Annotated in this window: 19 protein-coding genes, 1 tRNA gene and 1 pseudogene; 12 read left to right on the top strand and 9 right to left on the bottom strand. The window is 38.2% G+C overall.

Annotated features, from left to right (window positions below; all coding sequences use genetic code 11):
- Positions 1-65 precede the first annotated feature (65 nt).
- The 8 genes and pseudogenes from ASE92_RS18485 to ASE92_RS18455 all read left to right on the top strand — a co-directional run bounded on the left by ASE92_RS18485 (position 66) and on the right by ASE92_RS18455 (position 11,007).
- The gene (locus ASE92_RS18485; RefSeq protein WP_056851605.1) at positions 66-1,403 is read left to right on the top strand and encodes a sigma-54 dependent transcriptional regulator; all 1,338 of its coding nucleotides are present in this window, start codon (positions 66-68) and stop codon (positions 1,401-1,403) included.
- A gap of 333 nt (positions 1,404-1,736) precedes the next feature.
- Positions 1,737-1,814: a potassium-transporting ATPase subunit F gene (locus tag ASE92_RS21775; RefSeq protein WP_157255797.1), complete on the top strand. Its 78-nt coding sequence runs from the start codon at positions 1,737-1,739 to the stop codon at positions 1,812-1,814.
- A 145-nt stretch (positions 1,815-1,959) separates the two neighbouring features.
- Complete coding sequence (gene kdpA, locus ASE92_RS18480; protein ID WP_056851604.1) at positions 1,960-3,678, top strand: potassium-transporting ATPase subunit KdpA; 1,719 nt, start codon at positions 1,960-1,962, stop codon at positions 3,676-3,678.
- A gap of 124 nt (positions 3,679-3,802) precedes the next feature.
- A complete protein-coding gene (kdpB, locus tag ASE92_RS18475; RefSeq protein ID WP_056851603.1) occupies positions 3,803-5,830 on the top strand; it encodes a potassium-transporting ATPase subunit KdpB in 2,028 nt (675 codons plus the stop codon).
- Positions 5,831-5,950: 120 nt separating this feature from the next.
- Entirely contained in the window at positions 5,951-6,511 is a 561-nt protein-coding gene (locus ASE92_RS18470; RefSeq protein WP_056851808.1) for a K(+)-transporting ATPase subunit C, read from the top strand.
- 232 nt (positions 6,512-6,743) lie between these two features.
- A pseudogene (locus tag ASE92_RS18465) lies at positions 6,744-7,814 on the top strand (porin).
- Positions 7,815-8,008: 194 nt separating this feature from the next.
- Positions 8,009-9,133, top strand: a complete 1,125-nt coding sequence (locus tag ASE92_RS18460) for a sensor protein KdpD (RefSeq protein ID WP_056851602.1) — start codon at positions 8,009-8,011, stop codon at positions 9,131-9,133.
- 116 nt (positions 9,134-9,249) lie between these two features.
- Positions 9,250-11,007, top strand: coding sequence for an ATP-binding protein (locus ASE92_RS18455; protein ID WP_056851807.1), 1,758 nt, complete (start codon positions 9,250-9,252; stop codon positions 11,005-11,007).
- Between the two features lie 75 nt (positions 11,008-11,082).
- Here ASE92_RS18455 and ASE92_RS18450 read toward each other — a convergent pair whose 3' ends face one another.
- The 4 genes from ASE92_RS18450 to ASE92_RS18435 all read right to left on the bottom strand — a co-directional run bounded on the left by ASE92_RS18450 (position 11,083) and on the right by ASE92_RS18435 (position 16,163).
- Positions 11,083-11,559 (bottom strand): acyl-CoA thioesterase, encoded by a 477-nt coding sequence (locus ASE92_RS18450; RefSeq protein WP_056851601.1) that lies wholly within the window; start codon positions 11,557-11,559, stop codon positions 11,083-11,085.
- 416 nt (positions 11,560-11,975) lie between these two features.
- On the bottom strand, positions 11,976-14,111 hold the full coding sequence (locus tag ASE92_RS18445; RefSeq protein WP_056851806.1) for a glycoside hydrolase family 97 protein: 2,136 nt from the start codon (positions 14,109-14,111) through the stop codon (positions 11,976-11,978).
- A gap of 329 nt (positions 14,112-14,440) precedes the next feature.
- Positions 14,441-15,691: a DUF2130 domain-containing protein gene (locus ASE92_RS18440; RefSeq protein ID WP_056851600.1), complete on the bottom strand. Its 1,251-nt coding sequence runs from the start codon at positions 15,689-15,691 to the stop codon at positions 14,441-14,443.
- 91 nt (positions 15,692-15,782) lie between these two features.
- Entirely contained in the window at positions 15,783-16,163 is a 381-nt protein-coding gene (locus tag ASE92_RS18435) for an OsmC family protein (protein ID WP_056851599.1), read from the bottom strand.
- A 437-nt stretch (positions 16,164-16,600) separates the two neighbouring features.
- Here ASE92_RS18435 and ASE92_RS18430 point away from each other — a divergent pair, with 437 nt between their 5' ends.
- Both ASE92_RS18430 and ASE92_RS18425 read left to right on the top strand, forming a co-directional pair.
- On the top strand, positions 16,601-16,966 hold the full coding sequence (locus ASE92_RS18430) for a YtxH domain-containing protein (RefSeq protein ID WP_056851598.1): 366 nt from the start codon (positions 16,601-16,603) through the stop codon (positions 16,964-16,966).
- A 47-nt stretch (positions 16,967-17,013) separates the two neighbouring features.
- Positions 17,014-17,757, top strand: coding sequence for a YdcF family protein (locus ASE92_RS18425; protein ID WP_056851597.1), 744 nt, complete (start codon positions 17,014-17,016; stop codon positions 17,755-17,757).
- 171 nt (positions 17,758-17,928) lie between these two features.
- Here ASE92_RS18425 and obgE read toward each other — a convergent pair whose 3' ends face one another.
- From obgE to ASE92_RS18400, 5 genes are all read right to left on the bottom strand, one after another.
- Positions 17,929-18,924 (bottom strand): GTPase ObgE, encoded by a 996-nt coding sequence (gene obgE / locus ASE92_RS18420; protein WP_056851596.1) that lies wholly within the window; start codon positions 18,922-18,924, stop codon positions 17,929-17,931.
- A 169-nt stretch (positions 18,925-19,093) separates the two neighbouring features.
- A complete protein-coding gene (locus ASE92_RS18415) occupies positions 19,094-19,663 on the bottom strand; it encodes an adenylate kinase (protein ID WP_056851595.1) in 570 nt (189 codons plus the stop codon).
- A 315-nt stretch (positions 19,664-19,978) separates the two neighbouring features.
- Positions 19,979-20,052, bottom strand: a tRNA-Arg gene (locus tag ASE92_RS18410).
- Positions 20,053-20,151: 99 nt separating this feature from the next.
- A complete protein-coding gene (locus ASE92_RS18405; protein WP_056851594.1) occupies positions 20,152-20,616 on the bottom strand; it encodes a redoxin domain-containing protein in 465 nt (154 codons plus the stop codon).
- A gap of 147 nt (positions 20,617-20,763) precedes the next feature.
- The gene (locus ASE92_RS18400) at positions 20,764-21,672 is read right to left on the bottom strand and encodes an SDR family oxidoreductase (protein ID WP_056851593.1); all 909 of its coding nucleotides are present in this window, start codon (positions 21,670-21,672) and stop codon (positions 20,764-20,766) included.
- 72 nt (positions 21,673-21,744) lie between these two features.
- On the opposite strand from ASE92_RS18400, the gene ASE92_RS18395 reads away from it, so the two are divergent.
- Both ASE92_RS18395 and ASE92_RS18390 read left to right on the top strand, forming a co-directional pair.
- Entirely contained in the window at positions 21,745-23,232 is a 1,488-nt protein-coding gene (locus ASE92_RS18395; RefSeq protein WP_056851592.1) for a hypothetical protein, read from the top strand.
- 1 nt (position 23,233) lies between these two features.
- Entirely contained in the window at positions 23,234-23,776 is a 543-nt protein-coding gene (locus ASE92_RS18390) for a hypothetical protein (RefSeq protein ID WP_157255790.1), read from the top strand.
- Positions 23,777-23,854: the final 78 nt, after the last annotated feature.

The following is a 23,854-nucleotide window of genomic DNA, read 5'->3' as shown; positions in this document are numbered from 1 at the left end:
ATTTGTAGCTAAATCAAATCTATGTATCAATTCAAATCTTTATTATTGCACCATAAATCACACCTATGAACGGCATCGTCCTCATCATTGATGATGAAAAGAAAATCTGCAGCCTGCTTTCAAGAATCATTGAGCTGGAAGGCTTTAAAACCCTTCAGGCGAATACCGGTAAAGAAGGCATAAATCTTTTAAAAAACAATGATGTAAGCATAGTGATCAGTGATGTAAAGTTGCCGGATGTAAACGGCGTAGCGTTGGTAAAAGATATAAAATCGCTCAAGCCTTATACCGAGGTGATCAACCTTACAGCATATGGCACCATTGCTGATGGTGTTTTAGCGATAAAAAACGGCGCTTTCGATTATCTCGTAAAAGGAGATGACAACGAAAAAATTATTCCGTTGCTTTATAGGGCGATGGAAAAAGCTAACCTTCAGCAACGTATTTTTGAACTTGATAAGAAGGTAAATTCAAAGCATAGTTTCGCAACGATTATCGGCCAATCAAAAGCATTAAAAGAGGCCATTGATCTAGCAAAGCGGGTAAGTAAAACAGATACTACCGTTTTACTTTTGGGTGAAACAGGAACAGGAAAAGAAGTTTTTGCCCAGTCTATTCATCAGGAAAGTCCAAGAGCTGCCAAGCCTTTTATCGCGTTGAACTGTAGTGGTTTTTCTCCTGAATTGCTGGAGAGTGAACTTTTTGGTTATAAGGCTGGTGCATTTACAGGAGCAAATAAAGATAAAAAAGGCTTATTGGAAGAAGCGAATGGCGGTACTTTGTTTCTCGATGAAATTGGCGAAATGAATCTCGATTTACAGGCCAAACTTCTTCGGGTGCTGGAAAACCAAAGTTTTATTAAAGTGGGCGATACTTTAACGCAGCAGGTGAATGTGCGTGTACTTGCGGCAACAAATAAAGATTTAAAAGTTGAGGCAGCAGAAGGTAAATTCAGGGCTGACCTTTATTACCGACTTTCTGTTTTTACAATAACGCTACCACCACTAAGAGAAAGAAAAGGCGACATACCTGCTTTGGCAGAACATTACCTGAGCGAATTTTCGATCAAAGTTAACCGGCCAGAATTAAAAATGACCGACAATATCTTAAATGCTTTTCAGCAGTATAATTGGAAAGGAAATATTCGCGAACTAAAAAATGTAATCGAAAGACTGGTCATTCTTTCTGATGGAGCCCAATTAAATACCGCAGCACTTCCGCCTGATTTTTTTGAATTTACCCCCCAGGAAAATAAATTCAATTTAAATCAAATCGAAAAACAGCACATCCAAAAGGTATTGATCCACACCAAAGGAAACAAAACAGAAACCTCGAGATTGTTGGGGATTGGCTTAACCACGCTGTATCGAAAAATTGAAGAATATGGCATTGGAGAATTATAAAATCTTCACCTCATCTTAAGCGACAATTCGAATTTTGTTGAGATGAAAGGAACAACTTACTTTTAAATTTTACTTCAGCAGTTTTGAGAGATCACTCCAAAACGAAAAAAACCCTTCCAAAATGGAAGGGTTTTTTTATGCTTAAAATTTCAATAAAACATATAAACATCTTGCATTCAGCAAATTAAGATCTCGCCGTACTCATCAGCATAAGAGTTGGCAATAGGCATTTCATAAAACAATAAGTTATGACAATTATCCTATTACTCGTAATCCTTTCGCTCTGCTGGGCAACTTACAAATCAATTGATTGGTTCGAAAAAATTTAAAGCCATGTTAGCACTATTCATCATCGCAATCGCCGTATTTATCTATATGATTTACGTATTGATTAAACCTGAAAACTTTTAAAAACAGAGAATATGGATAGCTGGGAATGGAGAATTGGAAATAGAAAATAGAATGATAGTCTATTTCCAAATAGCTGCTTGCTATTTCCAAATATCTATTCCCCATTTCCTCCTTCGTAACATCCTATTCTCCAAAAACAAAAAAAATGAACACTGAATTAATTGGCATCATTGCCACATTCCTCTTAACCTTAATTATCGCCTTCCCGTTGGGGAAATATTTGGCGAAGGTTTTTGCAGGAGAAAAAGTTTGGACAGACTTTTTAAAGCCGCTCGAAAATGGAATCTATAAATTATCCGGCATTAATATTAAAGAGCAAATGAACTGGAAACAACAGCTAAAAGCTTTATTAACCATAAATATCTTGTGGTTGATTTATGGTTTTTTTATGCTGATATTCCAAAATAAGCTCCCATTAAATCCTGATGGTAACCCTGGTATGACGCCAGATCTGGCTTTCAATACCATTATCAGCTTCGTAGCCAACTGTAACCTTCAACATTACTCAGACGAAAGTGGCGTGAGTTATCTTACTCAACAATTTGTGCTGATGTTTCTTCAGTTTGTAAGTGCCGCTACCGGTATTGCTGCGGCTGTTGTATTATTTAAAGCTTTTAGAGATAAAACAACCACCTTACTTGGTAATTTTTGGGAGTTTTTTGTAAAAGCAATTACCAGATTACTGCTGCCTCTATCTATTGTTATTGCGCTGATTTTAACCTTTAACGGAACCCCGGCCAGTTACGATGCTAAAGATCAATTCCTTTCCGTACAAGGTGATACCGTAAATGTTTCTCGTGGACCAGCAGCGCAAATGATTGCCATAAAACATTTGGGAACGAATGGCGGTGGGTATTTCGGTGCAAATTCTGCCCACCCATTCGAAAACCCAAGTTATTTAACCAATATGGTCGAAATGATTGCCCAGGTAATTATTCCAATTGCCATGGTTATCGCTTTCGGCTATTTCATCAGAAGAAGAAAATTAGGCTGGACGATTTTCGGCGTGATGACCATCGGTTTATTTATGCTGATGATTCCAACCCTAAGCTCGGAACTTAGTGGAAACCCTGCGCTAACCAAAATGGGAATTGCACAAACTACAGGCGCCATGGAGGGCAAAGAAGTTCGTTTCGGACCAGCCGCAACTGCATACTGGAGTACGTTAACCACCGTAATTTCTACAGGTTCGGTTAATGGAATGCATGATAGCACTATGCCGCTAACAGGTTTATGGCAATTGCTAGCCATGATGATTAACGGCTTGTATGGTGGTTGTGGCGTTGGCTTGCTCAACTATTTTATTTATTTAATAATCGCAGTTTTTATTTCAGGATTGATGGTGGGCAGAACGCCAGAATTTTTAGGTCACAAGGTGGAAGCAAGAGAAATCAAAATTGCGGCGATCATCACTTTATTAAGTCCGTTTTTGATCCTAGCTGGTACGGCGATTTCGAGTTACTTGTTTACCAATTATGCTGATGCAGGTTGGGCAACACAGCCGAAAAACTGGTTAAATAATCCAGGCTTCCATGGTTTCTCCGAAATGTTGTACGAGGTTACTTCCGCTAACGCCAACAATGGCTCTGGCTTTGAAGGTTTAGGCGATAATAATGTATTCTGGAACCTGCTTACCGGAGTTATTATCTTTCTTGGTCGTTTCTTACCGATTATTGGTCCGGTTGCAATTGCAGGTTTGCTTGGCGCTAAAAAGTTCATTCCTGAATCTGCCGGAACATTAAAAACCGATACAAAAACTTTTGCCTTAATGACGTTCGCCGTGATTTTAGTGCTCAATGCGCTGTCTTACTTTCCAGCCCTGGCCTTAGGACCGTTGGCAGAATATTTTTCAATGCTCAAATAGATATAGTTGTCACATTGAGCCTGTCGAAATGATTCGGTGCTTCGACAAGCTCAGCATGACAAATTGCATGATAAAAATCTGTGAAATTATTTTAATCTGTAAAATCACCTAATTAAAAATCAAAATGAAACCCAATAATAAATTGTTCGAATCTGCTTTAGTGCAAACTGCATTGAAACAATCTTTCATCAAACTAGATCCCAGATTAATGGTTCGCAACCCGGTGATGTTTACCGTGGAGGTAGGCACACTCGTGATGGCCTACGTTACGGTATATTCTTTTAACAACACCGGACAAGGCTCCTTTCTATATAATTTTTTCATCTTTCTGGTACTTCTGTTAACCGTTTTGTTTGCCAACTTCGCAGAGGCAATTGCCGAAGCGAGAGGAAAAGCGCAGGCCGATAGCTTGCGTAAAACACGCGAAGAAACGCCAGCAAAAGTACTTTTAGCTAACGGAACGGTTGAAATTCGTTCCTCAAATCAATTAAAGAAAGGAGATATTTTTGTTTGTGAAACGGGTGACACCATTCCAACCGATGGCGAAATTATAGAAGGTATTGCCACTATTGACGAGTCGGCCATTACCGGAGAATCTGCCCCGGTAATTCGTGAATCAGGTGGTGATAAATCTTCAGTAACCGGCGGAACCAAAGTATTATCTGATGAAATAAAAGTTCAGGTAAGTACAGCTCCAGGCGAAAGTTTTTTAGATAAAATGATTGCTTTGGTTGAAGGTGCGTCCCGCCAGAAAACTCCAAATGAAATTGCGTTAACCATTTTATTAGCCAGCTTCACTTTGGTATTCATTATTGTTTGTGTAACGTCAAAACCATTTGCCGATTACGCCAATACACCGATTACCATTGCAGCTTTAATTTCACTTTTCGTTTGCTTAATCCCCACTACTATTGGCGGTTTGTTATCAGCTATCGGCATTGCCGGAATGGACAGAGCCTTAAGAGCAAACGTGATTACCAAATCAGGTAAAGCGGTGGAAACGGCTGGCGATATTGATGTTCTATTATTGGATAAAACCGGAACGATCACTATCGGAAATCGCAAAGCAACCCACTTCTACCCTACTGCCGGCGTAGTGATTAAAGATTTTACCGATGCATGTGTTTTAAGTTCACTTGCAGATGAGACTCCAGAAGGAAAATCAATTATTGAGTTGGCAAACGAGCAGGGCTTTAAAAATTCTGGCACACCAGCAGGTTCAACATTTATTAAGTTTACAGCCGAAACCCGCTCCAGCGGATTAGATACTGCCGACGGAAGAAGGATTAGAAAAGGTGCGTTCGATTCTATTAGAAATATAGTCGAAAAAGCAGGAAATATTTTTCCTTCGGATATTGCAGACCATGTAAAAAGTATTGCCACCAACGGCGGAACGCCACTAGTGGTTTCTGAGAATGAAAAAGCTTTAGGCGTTATCGAATTGCAGGATATCATTAAACCAGGCATCAGCGAACGGTTTGAGCGTTTACGCAAAATGGGTGTTAAAACAGTAATGGTAACGGGCGATAATCCCTTAACTGCTAAATACATCGCCGAAAAAGCCGGTGTAGATGACTTTATTGCCGAGGCTAAACCAGAGGATAAAATGAACTACATTAAAGACGAGCAGGCCTTAGGCAAACTTGTTGCAATGATGGGCGACGGTACCAATGATGCGCCTGCACTTGCCCAGGCAGATGTTGGTGTGGCCATGAACAGCGGAACACAAGCTGCTAAAGAAGCTGGTAACATGGTAGATTTGGACAATGATCCAACCAAATTAATTGAGATTGTAGAAATTGGAAAACAGCTGTTAATTACCCGTGGCACGCTAACTACTTTCTCTATCGCAAATGATGTGGCTAAGTATTTCGCTATTGTTCCTGCCTTATTTATTGCGTCAATTCCTGCCCTGCAAAGTTTAAATATTATGGGCTTGCACACACCAGAAAGTGCGATTATGTCGGCAGTGATTTTCAATGCGATAATCATTCCAATATTGATTCCACTGGCGCTTAAAGGCGTGGCTTACAAGCCAATTGGCGCTACAGCATTGCTCCGCAGAAATTTATTTATCTATGGCATCGGAGGTATTGTCGCTCCGTTCATCGGCATTAAATTAATTGATCTAGTAATAGGCTTATTTGTTTAAACATCTGTCATTCTGAGCGCAACGAAGAATCTCAAAGCGATTAGCACTTGCTAAAATAAGCAGCGCATTTTTGATTGAGATGCTTCCTTCTTCAGCATGACAACAACACAAAATATCATCATGAAAAAATACATCATACAATCGCTACGCTTAACCTTAGTTTTAATCGTATTATTATGCATCATCTACCCCATCAGCATTGCTATAGCTGGAAAACTTGCCGCTGGAAATGGCGGCGGTGAGAAAATCGTAAAAAATGGCAAAACAATAGGCTACGAATTACTGGGGCAATCTTTTACCAAACCCGAATATTTCTGGGGCAGACCATCGGCTGTTAATTACAATGCTGCAGGTTCGGCCGGCTCAAACAAAGGACCATCTAATCCTGATTATTTAAAAGAAGTTCAATCCAGAATTGATACCCTTTTAAAATATAATCCTGGCTTACAAAAATCGAATATTCCTGCTGATATGGTTACGGCATCGGGCAGTGGTTTAGACCCAAATATCTCCGAGCAGGGTGCAGAAATTCAGATAGCAAGAGTAGCCAAAGCAAGAAATATCAGTCAACAAAAAGTGAAGGAATTAGTAGCTATGAATACCCTAAAACCTTTATTTGGATTATTCGGTCCATCATCAGTAAATGTTTTGAAACTGAATTTGGCATTGGATAACTTGTAACAGAAAATGCCGTCAAAAAAAATACTAAAAACCACCCCTAACCCCTCCTTGAAAATAAGGAGGGCAAGTAAAAACTGCCAGCTATAAATAACCTCCATATTTAAGTAAACGGGTTTAAATCCCAAAACATTATTAATGCTTAAAACTTGCCTCGGCAATTACAACTCTCCTCCTATTATTAGGAGGGGAAAGGGGTGGTAATTGTTGCCATCTCGATAAAAGTAATCACATCATGAAAAATTTAATCACCATAATCACAACATTAACAGCATCTCTAACTGCTTTCGCACAAGATGAACCCAAAATAAAGTTCTCTGGTTACCTGGAAACTTACTATGGTTACGATTTTAACAAACCAGCCGACCATAACAGACCCGCTTTCATTTACTCGCACAACCGGGCGAATGAAGTGAATTTAAACTTGGGTTTTATCAAAGCAGCTTACGAAAGCAGTTCAATCAGGGCGAATTTAGCGCTGATGGCTGGTACCTACACCAATTCGAATTTAGCCACGGAGCCTGGCGTACTCAAAAATATTTTTGAAGCTAACGCTGGCGTAAAACTTTCCAAAACAGAAAATCTATGGATTGATGCAGGGATATTTTCCTCACACATCGGATTCGAAAGCGCCGTTTCGAAAGACTGCTGGGTTTTAACCAGAAATATTTCTTCAGAAAACACACCTTATTAGGAAGCGGGAGCTAAAATCACCTATGGAACAAAAGATGGAAAATTGACGGCAACACTACTCTACCTGAATGGATGGCAAAGAATTACCCGCCAAAATGGAAACAATAAACCTGCGGGTGGCTTGCAGTTAACCTGGAAACCAACGCCAAAAATTACGGTAAATTATAGCAATTACCTGGGAACAGAAGGCGCAGATTCCGTTCGCGTGAACCGCTTCTACCACAACATTTATGGTATCTTCCAGCTCAGCGATAAATTCGGACTAACACTCGGTTTGGATTATGGTACTCAACAACAATCAAAAGAAAATCACAACAAAAATGAGGTGTTTTCTCCGGTAGCTATTGCGCAATATAAATTTGCAGAGAAATGGGCAGTAGCCGGCCGGTTTGAATATTACGAAGACAAAAATGGCATTTTCATATCTACAGGAACACCAAATGGATTTAAAACGAAAGGTTATTCTTTAAACGTAGATTATTCGCCAATCCCAAATGCGGTAGTCAGATTGGAAGGTAAAACCTATGACAGCAAGGACAAAATTTTTGCGACAGAAAATAATTCCCTTAATGCCAATACAACATTAACAGCAAGTATTGGGGTTTCATTTTAAAAATACTGCCACGGAAGCACGAAAATCACAGAATATTTCGGCGCCAATCTAACGCCTCGAGCTGTGCCCTCACAGACCGAAACGCTAACAAACAAATAATAGTCTGTGGGGACACAGACCATGGGAAAACTGAAAATAGTGCTCATTATTTGCAGATTCTTGGTTCCTCAGAATGACAAAGAGTAAAATTATCAATGCAAGAAAAAGACGATTCGGTTAAACATTTTCTCGAACTCATACAAAAATCGAGAAGGGGCAAACTCAAGATTTATATTGGGATGAGTGCCGGTGTGGGTAAAACCTATCGAATGCTCCAGGAAAGCCATGCGCTCTTACGCAACGGCATCGATGTTTGCATTGGCTATGTGGAAACGCACCGGCGGGCAGAAACGGAAGCCTTGGTAAATGGTTTGCCCCTAATTGCCAGAAAAAAAATTTTTTACCGGGGAAAAGAGATTGAGGAGATGGATTTGCAGGGAATTTTGAATCGGCACCCTGAAATTGTTGTGGTAGATGAACTGGCGCACACCAATGCCGAAGGAAGTAAAAACGGCAAACGCTGGCAAGATGTTTTCGATTTGCTGGAAGCCGGCATCAGCGTGATTTCAGCGGTTAATATTCAGCATCTGGAGAGTATCAACGAAGAGATCGAACGCATCACGGGCATCAACGTAATGGAACGTATTCCCGATAAAATTTTGGAAATTGCTGATGAAATTGTGAATATTGATTTAACAGCTGATGAATTGGTTACACGTTTAAAAGAAGGCAAAATTTACGACAAAAGTAAAATCGAACAGGCTTTGTCGAATTTTTTTCAATCAGATAAAATTTTGCAGTTGAGAGAGCTGGCCTTAAAGGAAGTGGTTCATCAGGTGGAACGGAAAATTAAAACCGAAATACCAAAATCTGTTAAATTGAGGTCGGAAAAGTTTTTAGCCTGCATCTCTTCTAATTCGGAAACTGCTGGTGTGGTTATTCGAAAAACAGCAAGGCTTGCCTCCTACTACCACTCGCCCTGGATGGTGCTTTACGTACAAAGTGATGCAGAAAGTTTCGATAAAATTAAGCTCGATAAACAACGCCATCTCATTAACCATTTTAAACTCGCTACAGAACTAGGTGCCGAAGTGGTGAAAACAAAAAGCAATCAAATTACCCAAACCATTATTAACATGGCTACAGAAAAAGAGATCACAACCATTTGTATTGGAAAGCCGCATTTAAATATTTTCCAGGTAATCATGCGAACGGCAATTTTTAATCAGCTGTTGCGTAATTTAGCCGCCAAAGAAATTGATTTGGTTATACTTTCTTAAAAATATAACCGCAAAGCACACAAAGAAAAGGCGCAAAGAACACAAAGAATAGAACAATTAACTTTGCTTCTTTGCGAAAAACTTGGCAAGCTTTGCAGTTAACAAACAAAACCACCATGAAAATTAAAACCAAGCTTCGTCTCGGATTCGGGTTTCTCTTTATAATTGTTTTATCCTTCGGATTAATTGCTTTGTTTTTTGTAAACGAGCTTTCAGATAAATCAAAAGTAATCCTGAAAGACAATTACAAATCGTTACAATACGTTGCTGCAATGCGAACTATTTTGGATGAAGGAGTATTTCCATTGTCAACGCGACAAGCGCAAATATTTGAAGAAAATTTAAAAAACGAGTGCCAAAATATAACCGAGAATGGTGAAAAAGTCGCTTATCAAAACCTGGCTTTAGCTTACAAAAAATTGCAGCAACCTACCGAAAAGATTGATTTGAAAGCCCTACGATCTGCACTGCAAAGTATCGAAGAAATAAATATGAAAGCCATCTACGACAAAAATGAACTGGCAAACAAAACGTCGGCAAATGCAAATTTGTATATTTCTATTGCAGCGGGCTTAAGTTTTTTAATTCTATTTACTTTCATTGTTAATTTCCCTGGCTTTGTGGCTAATCCGTTGTCAGAATTTAGCGATGCCATTAAACAAATCAGCAGGAAAAACTACAAGCAACGTTTGCATTTCAATAATCAGGACGAATTTACGGAGCTTGCAGATGCGTTTAACGTAATGGTAAAGAAACTGAACGAGTGGGAAAATAGTAATCTCTCCAAAATAAAGTCGGAAAAATCGAGAATTGAAGCCATCATTGCACAAATGCAAGATGCCATTATTGGCTTAAATGAACAAGGCGAAGTGCTCTTTTTAAATCATTTGGCAGCAAAGCTGATGAGTGTTGATGAGGAGAAAATTATTGGGCAGAACATCACCGAACTTGTTAAAAAGAACGAATTGCTCAAAAGAATTACCCAACCCGAAACGGAGGATAAAACCCTCAAAATATACGCTGATGAAAAGGAATCTTACTTCCTTTTGGAAAACCGCGAAATCGTGATCCCAAATTATGATGAGCAGGATGAAAAGGCGCTCACCGCATCGTCAAAATCTGCAGGAAGTGTTTACGTGTTAAAAAATATTACTCAATTTAAGGAACTTGATGAAGCCAAAACAAATTTTATTGCTACGGTTTCGCATGAGTTGAAAACTCCCTTATCATCGATTAAAATGAGTTTAAAACTTCTTAACGATCATCGGGTAGGCTCGGTAAATGAGGAACAAAATCAGCTACTTAACCACATTAAAGAAGATAGTGACCGGCTCCTAAAAATCACTGGTGAATTACTGGATTTATCGCAGGTAGAAACCGGAAATTTGAAGCTAACATTTGCGCTAACCGAGCCAAAGGAAATTGTAAATTATGCATTAGATGCCGTAAAATTTCAGGCTGAACAGAAACTAATTCAACTCGAACTCAATTGCGCTGAAAATCTACCAAAGGTGAATGCCGATATTCAGAAAACGGCTTGGGTTTTAGTAAACTTTTTATCGAATGCTTTGCGTTATAGTTCAGAAAAATCGAAGGTTGTGATTGATGTATTTCAAAAAGACAATTTTGTCCAATTCTCGGTAAAAGACTATGGAAAAGGAATTGAGGAGAAATATCAAAAACGATTATTCGACCGCTATTTCCAGGTTCCCACTGATGGGCAAAACAAATCTGGTTCTGGATTGGGCTTAGCCATATCAAAAGATTTTATCGAAGCAGAAGACGGAAAAATATGGGTAGAAAGTGCGCTTGGAGAAGGCAGTAAATTTAGTTTTGTGTTGCCAAGTTTAGCATCTATTTCTGCAAATAGTTAAGAAAAGAAATGTAAACAATAAGTGGAGCCGACGGGATTCGAACACTTGTACATGATTGTTTAAGCACTAAATTGGCTAAACAATATAGGGTTCCATTTCTTTATCGATGCTTTTTCTTAACTCCATTAATTTTATAGCGTAGCCATGCATGGCGATTTCCTTTTCAGTTTTCGGCTTAAAGGCAGGAATTTGTTGCGGCTGGCCTTCATCATTTACCGCCACAAAAACAATGATACAGTGAGTGTTTTTAACAAAATCGGCTTTACCCACAGGTTTTGAGTAAGCATCTACAGCGATGTGCATACTGGTTTTACCCGTGTAAATAATCCTCGCTTCCATTTTCACCAAATGCCCGATATGTACGGGATGAAAAAATCGGATACCGCCTACGTAAACCGTTACGCAATAAGATTCACTCCATTGCAAAGCACAGGCAAACGCAGCCTGGTCAATCCATTTCATCATCATACCTCCATGAACCTTCCCGCCATAATTTACATCAGATGGTTCGCTTAAAAACTGTAGTTCAATATGATTCTTTGTTCTGGCCATAGTTGTGAGTTTGCGTAGATTAAGTTATCAACCGCAAAGTACAAAAAGTGAAAACGCAAAGAAAGAGAAGCTGGATTTTTTAGATGAAAACTTGACCATTATTGCTCCGATGCATGTTATTGTGAGATTAATTTACCTCATAAAAATCGATATAAATGGCTTTAAGAACGGTTGTCATTGCTGAGGCACGAAGCAATCTTACCATGGGAGCTATTAACTTCTCGCTTTAAGATTGCTTCGTACCTCGCAATCACGAAAAGCCTATCATAAATCACAGATGAAATCATTTTAATCTGCGTAAATCATTTTAAACTGCTGGGGTATTTTTCAAAGAACACCATTAAAAAAGTCGTTCCACTTGGAACGACTTGAAATGAAATAAATAACTGACAGACTTAACGTTGTTCGCAGTAAACCTAATTCGCCATGATGCTGATTGCATAACCGCCACCCGGCACACAATTCAACGTTAATTTTGTTTTATTAGTCACTTCCATTTTACGAATGGTGTAGGCTTTAGGATTAGTTTCGTAATGCGCATCCTTCGCATCAGCATAAATGGTTGCCGTATATTTTTTACCGGCATCTAAAAAGCTGAAATCTATTTTCGAAGTACGGGCAATTTCATCATTGGTGCGACCCACAAACCAATTATTTTTGCCTTTGGCTTTACGGGCGAAGGTAATGTAATCGCCAGGTTCAGCTTCTAAAACTTTGGTATCATCCCAATCAACCGCTACATCTTTAATAAATTGGAAAGCATCCATGTATTTATTATAAGTTTCAGGTAAATCGGCCGCCATTTGCAGCGGACTATACATGGTAACATAAAGTGCAAGCTGACGGGCTAATGTACTATGAACAAATGAATTATTTTCTGGATTATAAGCACTCACCCTCGTTTCGAAAATACCAGGAGTATAATCCATCGGACCGCCAATTAACCTCGTAAACGGCAAAATTGTAGTGTGATCTGCATTATTACCGCCAAAAGCCTCATATTCTGTTCCTCTGGCAGATTCATTACCAATTAAATTAGGGTAAGTACGAGCCAAACCAGTTGGCCGAACCGCCTCATGTGCATTTACCATGATTTTATAGTCAGCTGCCTTTTGGATGGCATACAAATAATGATTGTTTAACCACTGCCCATAATGATGTTCGCCACGGGGAATCATATTACCCACATAACCGCTCTTTACTGCATCGTAACCATTGGCTTTCATAAACTTATAAGCAGTATCAATGTGTCTTTCGTAATTACGAACCGAAGAAGAAGTTTCGTGGTGCATAATCATTTTGATGCCTTTACTTGCTGCATAGCGATGCAATTCTTTCACATCAAAATCAGGATAAGGCGTTACGAAATCGAAAACATAATCTTTTGTTTTACCAAACCAATCTTCCCATCCTTCGTTCCAGCCTTCAACCAATACCGCATCCAAGCCATTTTTAGCAGCGAAATCGATGTATTCTTTTACATGAGCGGTATTTGCAGCATGTTTACCATTTGGTTTTGTTTTAGCATAATCGGTTACTCCAAGTTGTACACTGGTTAAGTTATTATAAGCCCAGGTACTTTTGCCAGTAATCATTTCCCACCAAACGCCAACATATTTTGTAGGCTTAATCCATGAAACGTCTTTAAATTTTGTAGGTTCGTTAAGGTTGTAGGTTAATTTCGATGTTAAAATATCAGCAGCTTTATCGCTTACGATGATGGTTCTCCATGGTGATAAACACGGCGCTTGCATATAACCTTTATCCCCTACTGCATCTGGCGTTAACCATGATTCCAAAACCATATTTTTATCATCAAGATTCAACGACATTAATGAATAGTTGATTAACGCTGCCTCGTGAATATTGATGTACAAACCTTCTTTGCTTTTCAGCATTAAAGGCGTTTGTAAACCTGTTGGCGAAAACGTAGTTTGAGATGCATTTGGTGTAACCGCAGCCTTCATTTTACTGCGAACCTCTGATAAGTTTGAGGTTACCGTACTGTATTCTTGCGTATCATAATCACCCGGCAACCAAAATGCTTTGTGATCTCCTGCTAAAGCGAATTGCGTTTTTTCTTCTTTAATTACGAAATAATCAAGATTCTTTTGCTCCGGAAACTCGTATCTAAATCCTAAACCATCATTAAATAGCCGTAAACGGATGATGATGAAACGGTTCGTTTCTTTCTGTGTTAAGGTTATAGCCAGTTCGTTGTAATGATTTACAATTTCTTTGACTTCTCCCCAAACCGGTTTCCAGGTTTCGTTGAAGGTATTGGTCTTAGAGTCGGTAATGGTAAAACCATTTAAAAATGATTTACCGTCTTTTAATTCTAAACCTAGTTTACTGGTTTTGATTACTTCTTTACCCTTATACTTTAAACTATAAGTTGGCACGCCACCGTCGGTCAATAAAAAATTGGCTACTAAGTTTGCATCAGGCGATTTTAATTCTTCTCCGGAAACGTTCCCGGAAAAAAGCAAAATGCAAATGAATACCAGAAGTTTATGAAGGCTAAGGGATTTGTTGGTTAGGTTTTTATTCACTTTATATAATTTAATTTTTGTAATTCTTTTATTGGGCTTCGTCATTTCTACCTTTCGGAGAAATTTTTAAAGTTCTCTTCATTCCGCTGCGCTTCAGTGGAGATGAGGTGACGACCGACTTAAGATAATTCGCTTGCACATCTCGTTTTGCTGAATCTATGTTAGTAGTGTCTGTATTTATTTTACCGTCATTCTGAACGCAGTGAAGAATCCGTAACCGAACAGCACTACATAAAATTAACCCACTAATTTTTGTAACTAAATCTTTTCGAATTAGCATTCCAGACTATGAGATTCTTCACTGCGTTCAGCATGAAAGGTTTTTATTTTTAATCCAAAAGCAATGTTTCATCATCATCGGTTAAACTTAACCGAATACTATCGCTGCCGGCGATTCCTTCAATTGAACCACGAATGTGCGTTGCATTTAACAATACTTTTTCAAGTTGCTTTTCGCGGGCTTTCCACAAACGTTCCATGGCGTCACGTTCGCGTTGGATAGACAACTTCATGCTCATAAAACCTTCGCGAATGGCTTTCCATTGCTCTGAAAACTCAGCTCCGGTGAGGTAATCGTAAAGCATGTGCATTTTGTCACCACGGTTTTCCTGCGATTTCATAGCGCTCGATAAACGTAAAATTCCATCACGCAGCACATAAGCCACTGCATTTACTTCTTCAAAAGAGCAAATCCAAACCCCGTCTTTCTGTCCAAAACAATCCATACCTTTTGGGTAACACTGACTTACGATTACCGCCACATCAACGCCCATGCTTCGCATATCTTTCTTCAGCTTTTCAATCCAATCGCCACCAAAATCTTTTGTACGCTTGCTCTCATAAATAATTTTTCCGCACTCCTGTCCGAAGTTGTTGCGCACCACCTGCACACAATCGGCACCACGAACCCCCTTCCCTACTTCTTCAATCAAATCGAACGGAAAATTACTCCGCAACAATTCCTCTAAAATCAACTCTTGCACTTCTCCTTGCAGCTGCATGCTGCCCTGCTCGGCCTTACGCTTCATTTCTTCGGCCAGTTTTTTCTGATCATCGAGTTGTTTCTCCAGCTCTTTTAAGCGGAGCTGATGTTCGGTATCTTTAATGCTATTTTTTTCGGCTTCCTGTTTACGAATTTGCTCTACCAACTCATTGCGTTGCTCCTGCATTTTGCGCTGGAACGCCAATTCCATCTCCTCTTCCTTAATTTTTAAGCTTTCCTCACGTTTCAGAAACTGAAGTTCCTTTTCCCGTGCCAGTCTTAATTTTTCGGCATTGTCCTTTGCAGAACCTTCCAGCATCTGAAGTTTGGTCTCATAATCCGAAGCAATACTTTTACGTAAATTCTCTTCTAAATCGCCCTTGAGTTTGTTTTTCTCTTCAACCAGCTTTGCATCAAAAGCCTTTTGCTGCAGTTGCTTTTCATTTTCTATTGTGGCAAGCTTGCGCTGAAATTCTTCATCTTTTTGTTTGGTAAAAGTGACCATTTTCTCACGCAGCTCTTTCTTATAATCTTCGGCCATTGCTTCTTCCATCGGAAAAACATGAGCACAGTTCGGACATTTAATTTCGGTGGCCATAAATATTTTTTTTACTTCATAAAAAACTGAAGTGCTACAAAGATATTAAGACTTTTTAGCATTGTGTGAAACGAGTTTTGCACCGTTACCGTTAAAGCACTTTAGAGCGTACCTCATGCCCAACTGTCAAAATTTTGCTTACCGGGCACTTGGAGGCTATAACTTCAAGCCTTTGTTTCTGATCGTCTGTTAAATTGCCCGTACACGTAATTTCTTCTAAAAAAACATCTTCCGCATTTTCAATGCCCATATTAACTTCCACCTCAATTTTATCTACAGCCCAACCCTTTCTATCTACATACATGCGCAACGTTATGGCCACGCAAGATGCTAGCGAAGCCATTAGTAAACCTTTAGGAGCAAATCCTTTGTCTTTTCCGCCTAATTCTATCGGCTCATCTACAATCACTTCGTGAGATCCGTTTGTTACCGAACATGCATAATGCGCTTTGTTTATCGTTGCTTTTACCATTTAAAATGTATTTGATTTCAAATATTACGTTTTATTTTAAACATAGCGCTATAATTATTAGAAAATGAAGGGTAACCAACTTTTGGCGGTCTGTAGTCCTGCCATTTGCTTTACTTCGTTGTTAACCTCGAAGCTTAACACTGCGTGCTCGCGTCTGTCAGGTTTATAAACGCTAGCCGGTGCCATTAAAATAAACCTGTTCCTGCAATTTTATTACTCTTTCTCTAATATGTTATGTAACAAACGCTAGGTTTTTACCTAGCTGAACAGCTGTTGCCACTTAAACCCGATCTTAGCGAGATGCTCCCGATTTTTTTATCGGAGCAGAAGCGAGAGCGGGATGGATGTAAACCAAATGCTGCTGTAATTGCTTTCCAAAAACAAAAAATATGAAACATTATTAACTTAGCGTTTGTTGAATTTAAAAGCTCATAATTATGAAATACAGAAAGTTAATCGGAAAATATATCGCCCACAAATCGACCAATAACGCTCAAGTTGCATTGGCATTGGTGGCTGGCTTAGCTGCAGGGGCAATAGTAAGTATTTTATTTGCACCAGATAGTGGTTCAGGAACAAGAGGTAAAATTGCCAGTGGCGCAAAAAATTTACGCTATGGTTTTCAGGATAAATATAACTTATTAAAGGAAAAGGTTTTTGGTGTAGAAGCAATAGAAAACGATATTGTAGAACATGAAGTGCCACATTATAAACATACGGTAACCAAGAAACCAAAATCAGACATTAAGGAAATTCTAGAGCATGCTCATGATAATGGGCAAGTGCAGGATGGCCAGGGATAACGTAAAATTGGCAAAATAACCTTAGTTTTGAAGGGTTATTTTGCTTTATGGTATTTATTCTTTCAAAATTATTACTTTTTCTTCTGCAACCCATTATTTGGGTTTTCGCCGTATTATTATTTGCAATTTTTACGCGAAAAGAGCGACGGAGGAAGATACTTTTTATACTGGCGGCCTCACTGCTCTTTGTTTTTTCGAACAGTTTTTTAATCGGAAAAATATACAATGTTTATGAACCCACTTATCCTAAATATCAAAAGTATGATATCGGAATATTACTAGGCGGTTTCTCTAAATCTACCCAACGTGGCGAGCTTGCCGCAAATGAGCGTGGAGATCGGCTTATTCAAACTATTTATTTATTTAAAACGGGTATAATCAAAAAAATCCTGATTAGTGGTGGTTCTGGAAAACTGATTGGCAAAGAATCTATTGAAGCTGATTATGTAGCGAAATATCTTAAACAAATTGGAATACCAGACTCATGCGTTTTAATAGAGAATAGAAGCAAGAATACGATTGAAAATGCAAAATATAGTGAAGAACTGATCAACAAAAATAAACGGGACGAAACCGTTTTGGTAATCACCAGTGCGTGGCACATTCCACGTTCAAAAATGATTTTTGACGAAGCTTTTGATAAGCAATTGACTTATTACCCAACAGATTACATCGGTAAGGAAAAATATGATATATCAGACTATTACATGCCCAACGCAGATGCGCTAAGCTATTGGCAATCTATTTTGAAAGAATGGGTTGGATGTGTAGTAGACCGGCTAAGAAGTTAGGCTTACACTGGTATATTGATCAACTATCGCTTTTTTGGTAGTGAAAGTGCTCAAAAAATAATTTAGATGGACAGGTTGCGAACTACATAATGTAACTTGTATGCCCCAAATTCCTTCAACCTTCAACCTTCAACCTTCAACCTTCAACCTTCAACCCTGAACCTTCAACCCTTAACTTTCGATCGCTTTTACAAGCATATCTTTAAGCTCCAACAGGTTTTTTTGTGCCACAGAAGAGATAAAAATCGACGGTATCTCTGGCAAATCCTGCTTCATTTCAGCCACAAGTTCTTCATCCAACATATCAGATTTCGTAATGGCCAAAACGTGTGGTTTTTGCATAAGTTCAGGATTATAAGATTGAAGCTCACTTTTTAAAATCTCGTATTCTTCTTTGATGGTTCTGCTGGTATCTGCCGGAACCATAAATAACAACACCGAATTACGTTCAATGTGACGCAAGAAACGGTAGCCTAAACCTTTACCTTTTGAGGCACCTTCGATAATTCCCGGAATATCGGCCATGACGAAAGATTTGCCTCCGCGATAACTTACAATACCTAAATTAGGAACAATTGTGGTAAACGGATAATCTGCAATTTCTGGTTTAGCAGCCGAAACCACTGATAACAAGGTAGATTTTCCAGCGTTTGGAAACCCAACTAATCCTACATCTGCTAAAACTTTCAGTTCAAGGATATTCCAAACCTCTTTTCCTGGCTCGCCTGGTTGTGCAAAACGTGGAGTTTGCTGTACCGCGTTTTTGAAATGTGCATTTCCTAAACCGCCACGACCGCCAGCAGTTAAAATTTTAGTTTCACCATCTTTAGTAATTTCAAAAAGAACCTCACCGGTTTCAGCATCTTTAGCGATTGTTCCCAAAGGAACTTCGAGGATTTCATCCTGGCCTTGCTTGCCGAATTTGTGTGAACTTCCGCCGGCACCACCATCCTGGGCAATGATATGCTTGCGGTATTTAAGGTGTAATAATGTCCAGATATGAACGCTGCCTTTTACAATGATGTGGCCGCCACGACCACCATCACCTCCATCAGGCCCGCCCATAGAAGTCAAAATATCACGATGTAAATGTGCTGAACCAGCTCCTCCTTTACCAGAACGGCAGCAAATTTTTACATAATCTACGAAATTCGAACCCTGTGACATATTGATTTTTGATTTTAGATTGACGATTTTAGATTAAAAAAATCGATGAACTCTTGTTGTATTTTTTTTGTATTAACGAATCTGATTTGCAAAAATCGCTAAAAAACAAACATCCGCAAAAAACAACAACTGTTATTTTTGCGGATGTTAAAATTATTATTTTTATCCTTTAAAATTGATCAATTACTGCGCAAAGATCATTGTATACATTTTCAATTTCTCCAATGCCGTTTACTTTTTTCAACTTTCCTTGTTCTTCATAGTAAGGCAAAACATGGATTGTTTTTTCAAAGTACTCTGAGATCCGCTTTTTTAACTTTTCCGCGTCATCATCTGGACGGCCACTTGTTTTATGACGTTCAGCTATGCGTTTCGTAAGCTCCACCTGATCAACATCTAAAGCAATAACTCCGGCAATCTTGCTTCCTTTACGCTCTAAAAATAAATCAAGTTCTATTGCTTGAGGAACAGTACGAGGAAAACCATCAAATACGAAACCTTTTGCATCAGGATTTTTATCTACTTCTTCTTCAAGCATGGCAATTGTAATTGCATCCGGAACTAACTCTCCATCTGCTAACAATTGACTAACTTTTTTTCCTAATTCTGTTTCACCTTTAACATGTGCTCTAAAAAGATCGCCTGTTGAAACATGTACCAACTGATATTTTGCAATCAGCTTTTCAGATTGGGTGCCTTTACCCGCCCCTGGAGGGCCAAAGAGAACTAAATTAAGCATTAACGTGGTTTAGGTTGTCTTTAAAATAAACAGTCTTGACAACAAGACATCAACTAATCATGAAAATCGCACAAAGCGCTGCCTTTCAAGGCTGCAAATATATAATTATTAATTTGGATGAGTTTTATAATTGAGAATTTATTTGAAAAACACGGCAATTTGAAACCTATCTAAATTATTTCGCGAAGAATTTTATGATTTAGGGAATCTTTTCAGAATTTCTAGCAGATTTCTATGCAATTCTCAAAAACAAGACTGGTTCTTTATAAAAAATTGAACAAAAAAAGAGGATCTCTTTTCGAGATCCTCTTCAAGTGCACTTGTAGGGATTCGAACCCCAAACCTTCTCATCCGTAGTGAGATGCTCTATCCAATTGAGCTACAAATGCAATTCCGTTTGTTAACGGACTGCAAAGGTAAGATTTGAGATTTAAATTCAAAATAATTTTGAAAAAAAAAATCTCAAATAAACTTAGCGTTACAGAATATTAAGCTTTCAAAGCATCATCAATTGCCTTAAAATCAGGCAAATCTTTGGCGTCTTCTAAAACTTCAGCATAAGCTATTTTTCCTTCCTCATCTATCACAAAAGCTGCTCTTTTGGAAACGCCTTTTAAACCGAACACAAATTCTGGGTAGATAGCACCAAACGATTCAGATACTTCCTTATTAAAGTCAGACAATAACGGGAACTGATAATTTTGAACTTCCTTAAATTTGGCTAACGAAAACGGAGAATCTACAGAAATTCCTAATACTTGGGCATCGATACCTTCGTAAAAGCTGAAATTGTCTCTCATTGTACAAAGTTGTTCGGTACACGTACCCGTAAAAGCCATCGGGAAGAAGTGTATGATTACTTTTTTTCCTTTGAATGCAGATAAAGATACTTCCGCTAAATCTGAGCTGTATAATTTAAAATCTGGGGCCTGATCGCCTACTTGTAATGACATATATTTATTGTTTAATTATTTGACTTGCTGGAATAAATTGGCTAATTGGTAAATTGCGGCACAAAGTTTCGAAAAGAAAGAGCTTACTGATTTGTCTATTTCCTAATTTCCATTTCCCCCATTTTTCTATTTTCCATTTCCTATTCCCTACTTTCTACTTTTCATCTGCTCATCCACGATCTTCAAACCTTCCTCAAAACTATGCGGCCGGTAATCCAAATCGTTTATCGCTTTATCTAATACAAAACCGGTTCTCATCGGTCTCCTCGCCGTTTGGTTTAAACCGACAGAACTTACCTCTGAAATAATCGATTGATCCAATGCCCAATAATCGGCAACTTTTCGCACTAAATCTGCAATGCTCATGTAATCTTTGCCAGATACATTAAAAATACCCTTGGCTTGCTTTTCCACAGTCAACAAACAAGCCTCCGCCAAATCTTCAGCTAAAGTGGGCATTCGCCATTGATCATTTACAACGTTTATCGGCAAACGTTTCTCCAAAGCGCTCTTTGCCCACAATACGATATTGCTTCTACTCATATCATTGGTAATGCCATAAACCAAAATCGTTCTTATAACTACCCAATTCACTGTCGATTTCTTAATTATTTCTTCGGCCAAAACTTTCGATTCGCCATAATAACTCACGGGGTTAACCGGATCATCTTCTTTATATGGCCCTTCTTCCCCATCAAAAACGAAATCGGTACTTAAATGAATCAATTGGATATTTTTTTCTTCGCATAGCGATAAAAGATTTTGAACCGCTACTACATTTAATTGATAACACAACTCTTTATCCGCTTCAGCGGTATCTACATTGGTCATTGCTGCAGTATGAATGATGGCGTCTGGTTGATATTTATCTATAACTTCGCTAACCTGTTGCGGATTGAGAATATCCATTTCTGCATATTCATAGCCGGCTTTAACTGGATAACGGTTTATACCTTTTGATGTGGCTACTAACTTTACCCTACCCTCTGTCAAAATTTTTTCTGTTAATTTCTGACCCAAAAGTCCATTGCTACCGGTAGTTAAAATTGTTTTCATAATTAGGGTAATTTTACTCTTTTTTTAGATCAAAATTACAATAGCTTTGTGATAAATCATCCTTATTATAAATTGGAAACTAATCAATTATATAATATGGAACAAAAACTATTTAAAAAAACGCTTTCAAAAACAATTACCGCTATCGCTATATTAGCAGTAGGACTTAGTAGTTGCAAAAAAAACATTGAAAACCAGGTCGTCGGAAATGTAAAAACTTTTAGCACCAAGCAGGAAGCTAAGGCCTACGTTAATCAAAAGCTGAATGAATATGGAAAAATAATAGCCAAGCTGGCGGTAAATCCAGAAATGAAAAAGTTGGTTAACAACAGAGTTGCTGAAAAATTTGATGGTGATTATAATGTACTTTTAAAGGACTTGGTTGAAAATAATTCTTCTGATCGACTAGCCTTAAAATCGAACTTACAAATGAGCACCGCCCCAATGCCTAGTGGGCCAGCGCAACAAGTTGATTTGCAAGCACTAGAAATTGCGCTTACCGAGCCTGTCGTGGTTAATGGCGAAACACTTTACCCACAAATTTATATTCCCTTTTTTGAGGAGCAAGAATATCCTGAAGAACCTATTGAACCAGGAGATCCAGGAACACCTTTGCCTCCCGATCCATGTTTAAATGCAGTAATCAATCCTCTTGAACCAATTTATTTAAATCCTGTAATTGTTATATCGGATGGAGAAGAGATTCCGGGTCAGGATACGTTCACAGGGTATACTTATGACCAAAACGGAGCCTTAATCGAAAATATACCTGTTGATGAATGTTTTTCTAAACGACATAGGGTTTGGGGGATAACATTTAACGAGCGTGTGGGTAGCAATGGAACAGTACCTCCAACAACGAATGGGCCGACACCAACTGCCCCAACAACTCCAATCGGGGCTGATGCATACTTTCCAACAATGACAATCAAAGAGCATAAAGAATCTTTTATAAAAGGTGGTAGTGAGGTATATTTTATTGCTGCAGTTAGTTGGAGTAATGGTATAAATCCCACTACTAATCAGCCAGAAGCATCATTCAGATATAATAAATCTCCACGCCATTATGGAATATTTAATGAAGTAAATGATGTCGATTATAATTTCGAGATAAAAGAGTTTACAAGAAAGGAAGTAAACAGACAGAAATCAATTGATGTGAATTTTAATTATTTTCGATTCAACAGTGAGCTATTTTCAGACTTCGATCAATGTAAAAATATACTATTTGCTGACCCAGTGGGAAACTATGCTGCTTATTTAGCTTGTAAAAGTACTTCGCCAAATATTCAAACTCATTACTATCCTGAGAGAGGTGATTATGTATATTTTATAATTTATGAATACGATACTGGTTTTTTAGATTTAAACGGCTCCAAAATTGTAAATGTGGCTGCTGATAATAATTCAATTCAAATTAGATATAGATCTAATGAAAATCCTTACCTCGCTACAAGATTAAAAATTAGTAATAAAAACGAACAAAATACGGGTGGCGCTTTTACAAGTAATGCTAATTACGACAATAATGAAATCCGTTTATCATCTAGAATCCGATAAAATGAAGAAGAACATTTTAATTTTATGGTTATCCATTTTAAGTTTAAATTCTATGGCTCAGATAAAAAAAAATAGCATTTATCTTGAAGCCCTCGGCAACGGTGTAGTTTATTCTTTAAATTACGATAGAATAATCCCAATTTCCAATCAAATTAAACTCGTTCCTCGATTGGGTTTTGAATATATTCCCCGTTCAAACCCAAGTGTGTATGGGAAATTTAATGTTCCAATTGAGCTGAACATATTATATCATCAGAACAACAGTAATCCAAATTTTGCGGAGGCTGGATTAGGGTTAGGATTATTTAGCCTATTTAATGATTACAAATATAGTATGGTAGGGGATATAACCGAAAAAACATATAAACTTGCCAAAGTTACCACACTCCGATTGGGCTATCGACACCAAAAACCAGCAGGCGGCCTAATGTACAGGGCAGGTATATTAGTTCGGCTTACTCAAGATGAATTTTCAAAGAGTCGAGTAGGAGATGATTTATTTTATGTCATTTGGCCAGGATTTAGTATAGGTTACACATTTTAAAGTTAAAAACAGTAGAAAAAACACTTTGAAAATAATAGTTTCAGGGTGTTTTTTTTGTTTAAAAGCAGCCATTAAAAT

The organism is Pedobacter sp. Leaf41 (assembly GCF_001422545.1).
Taxonomy (GTDB): domain Bacteria; phylum Bacteroidota; class Bacteroidia; order Sphingobacteriales; family Sphingobacteriaceae; genus Pedobacter.
Note: the sequence above shows the minus strand (reverse complement) of the source record. Positions and strands in the feature narration are given on the sequence as shown.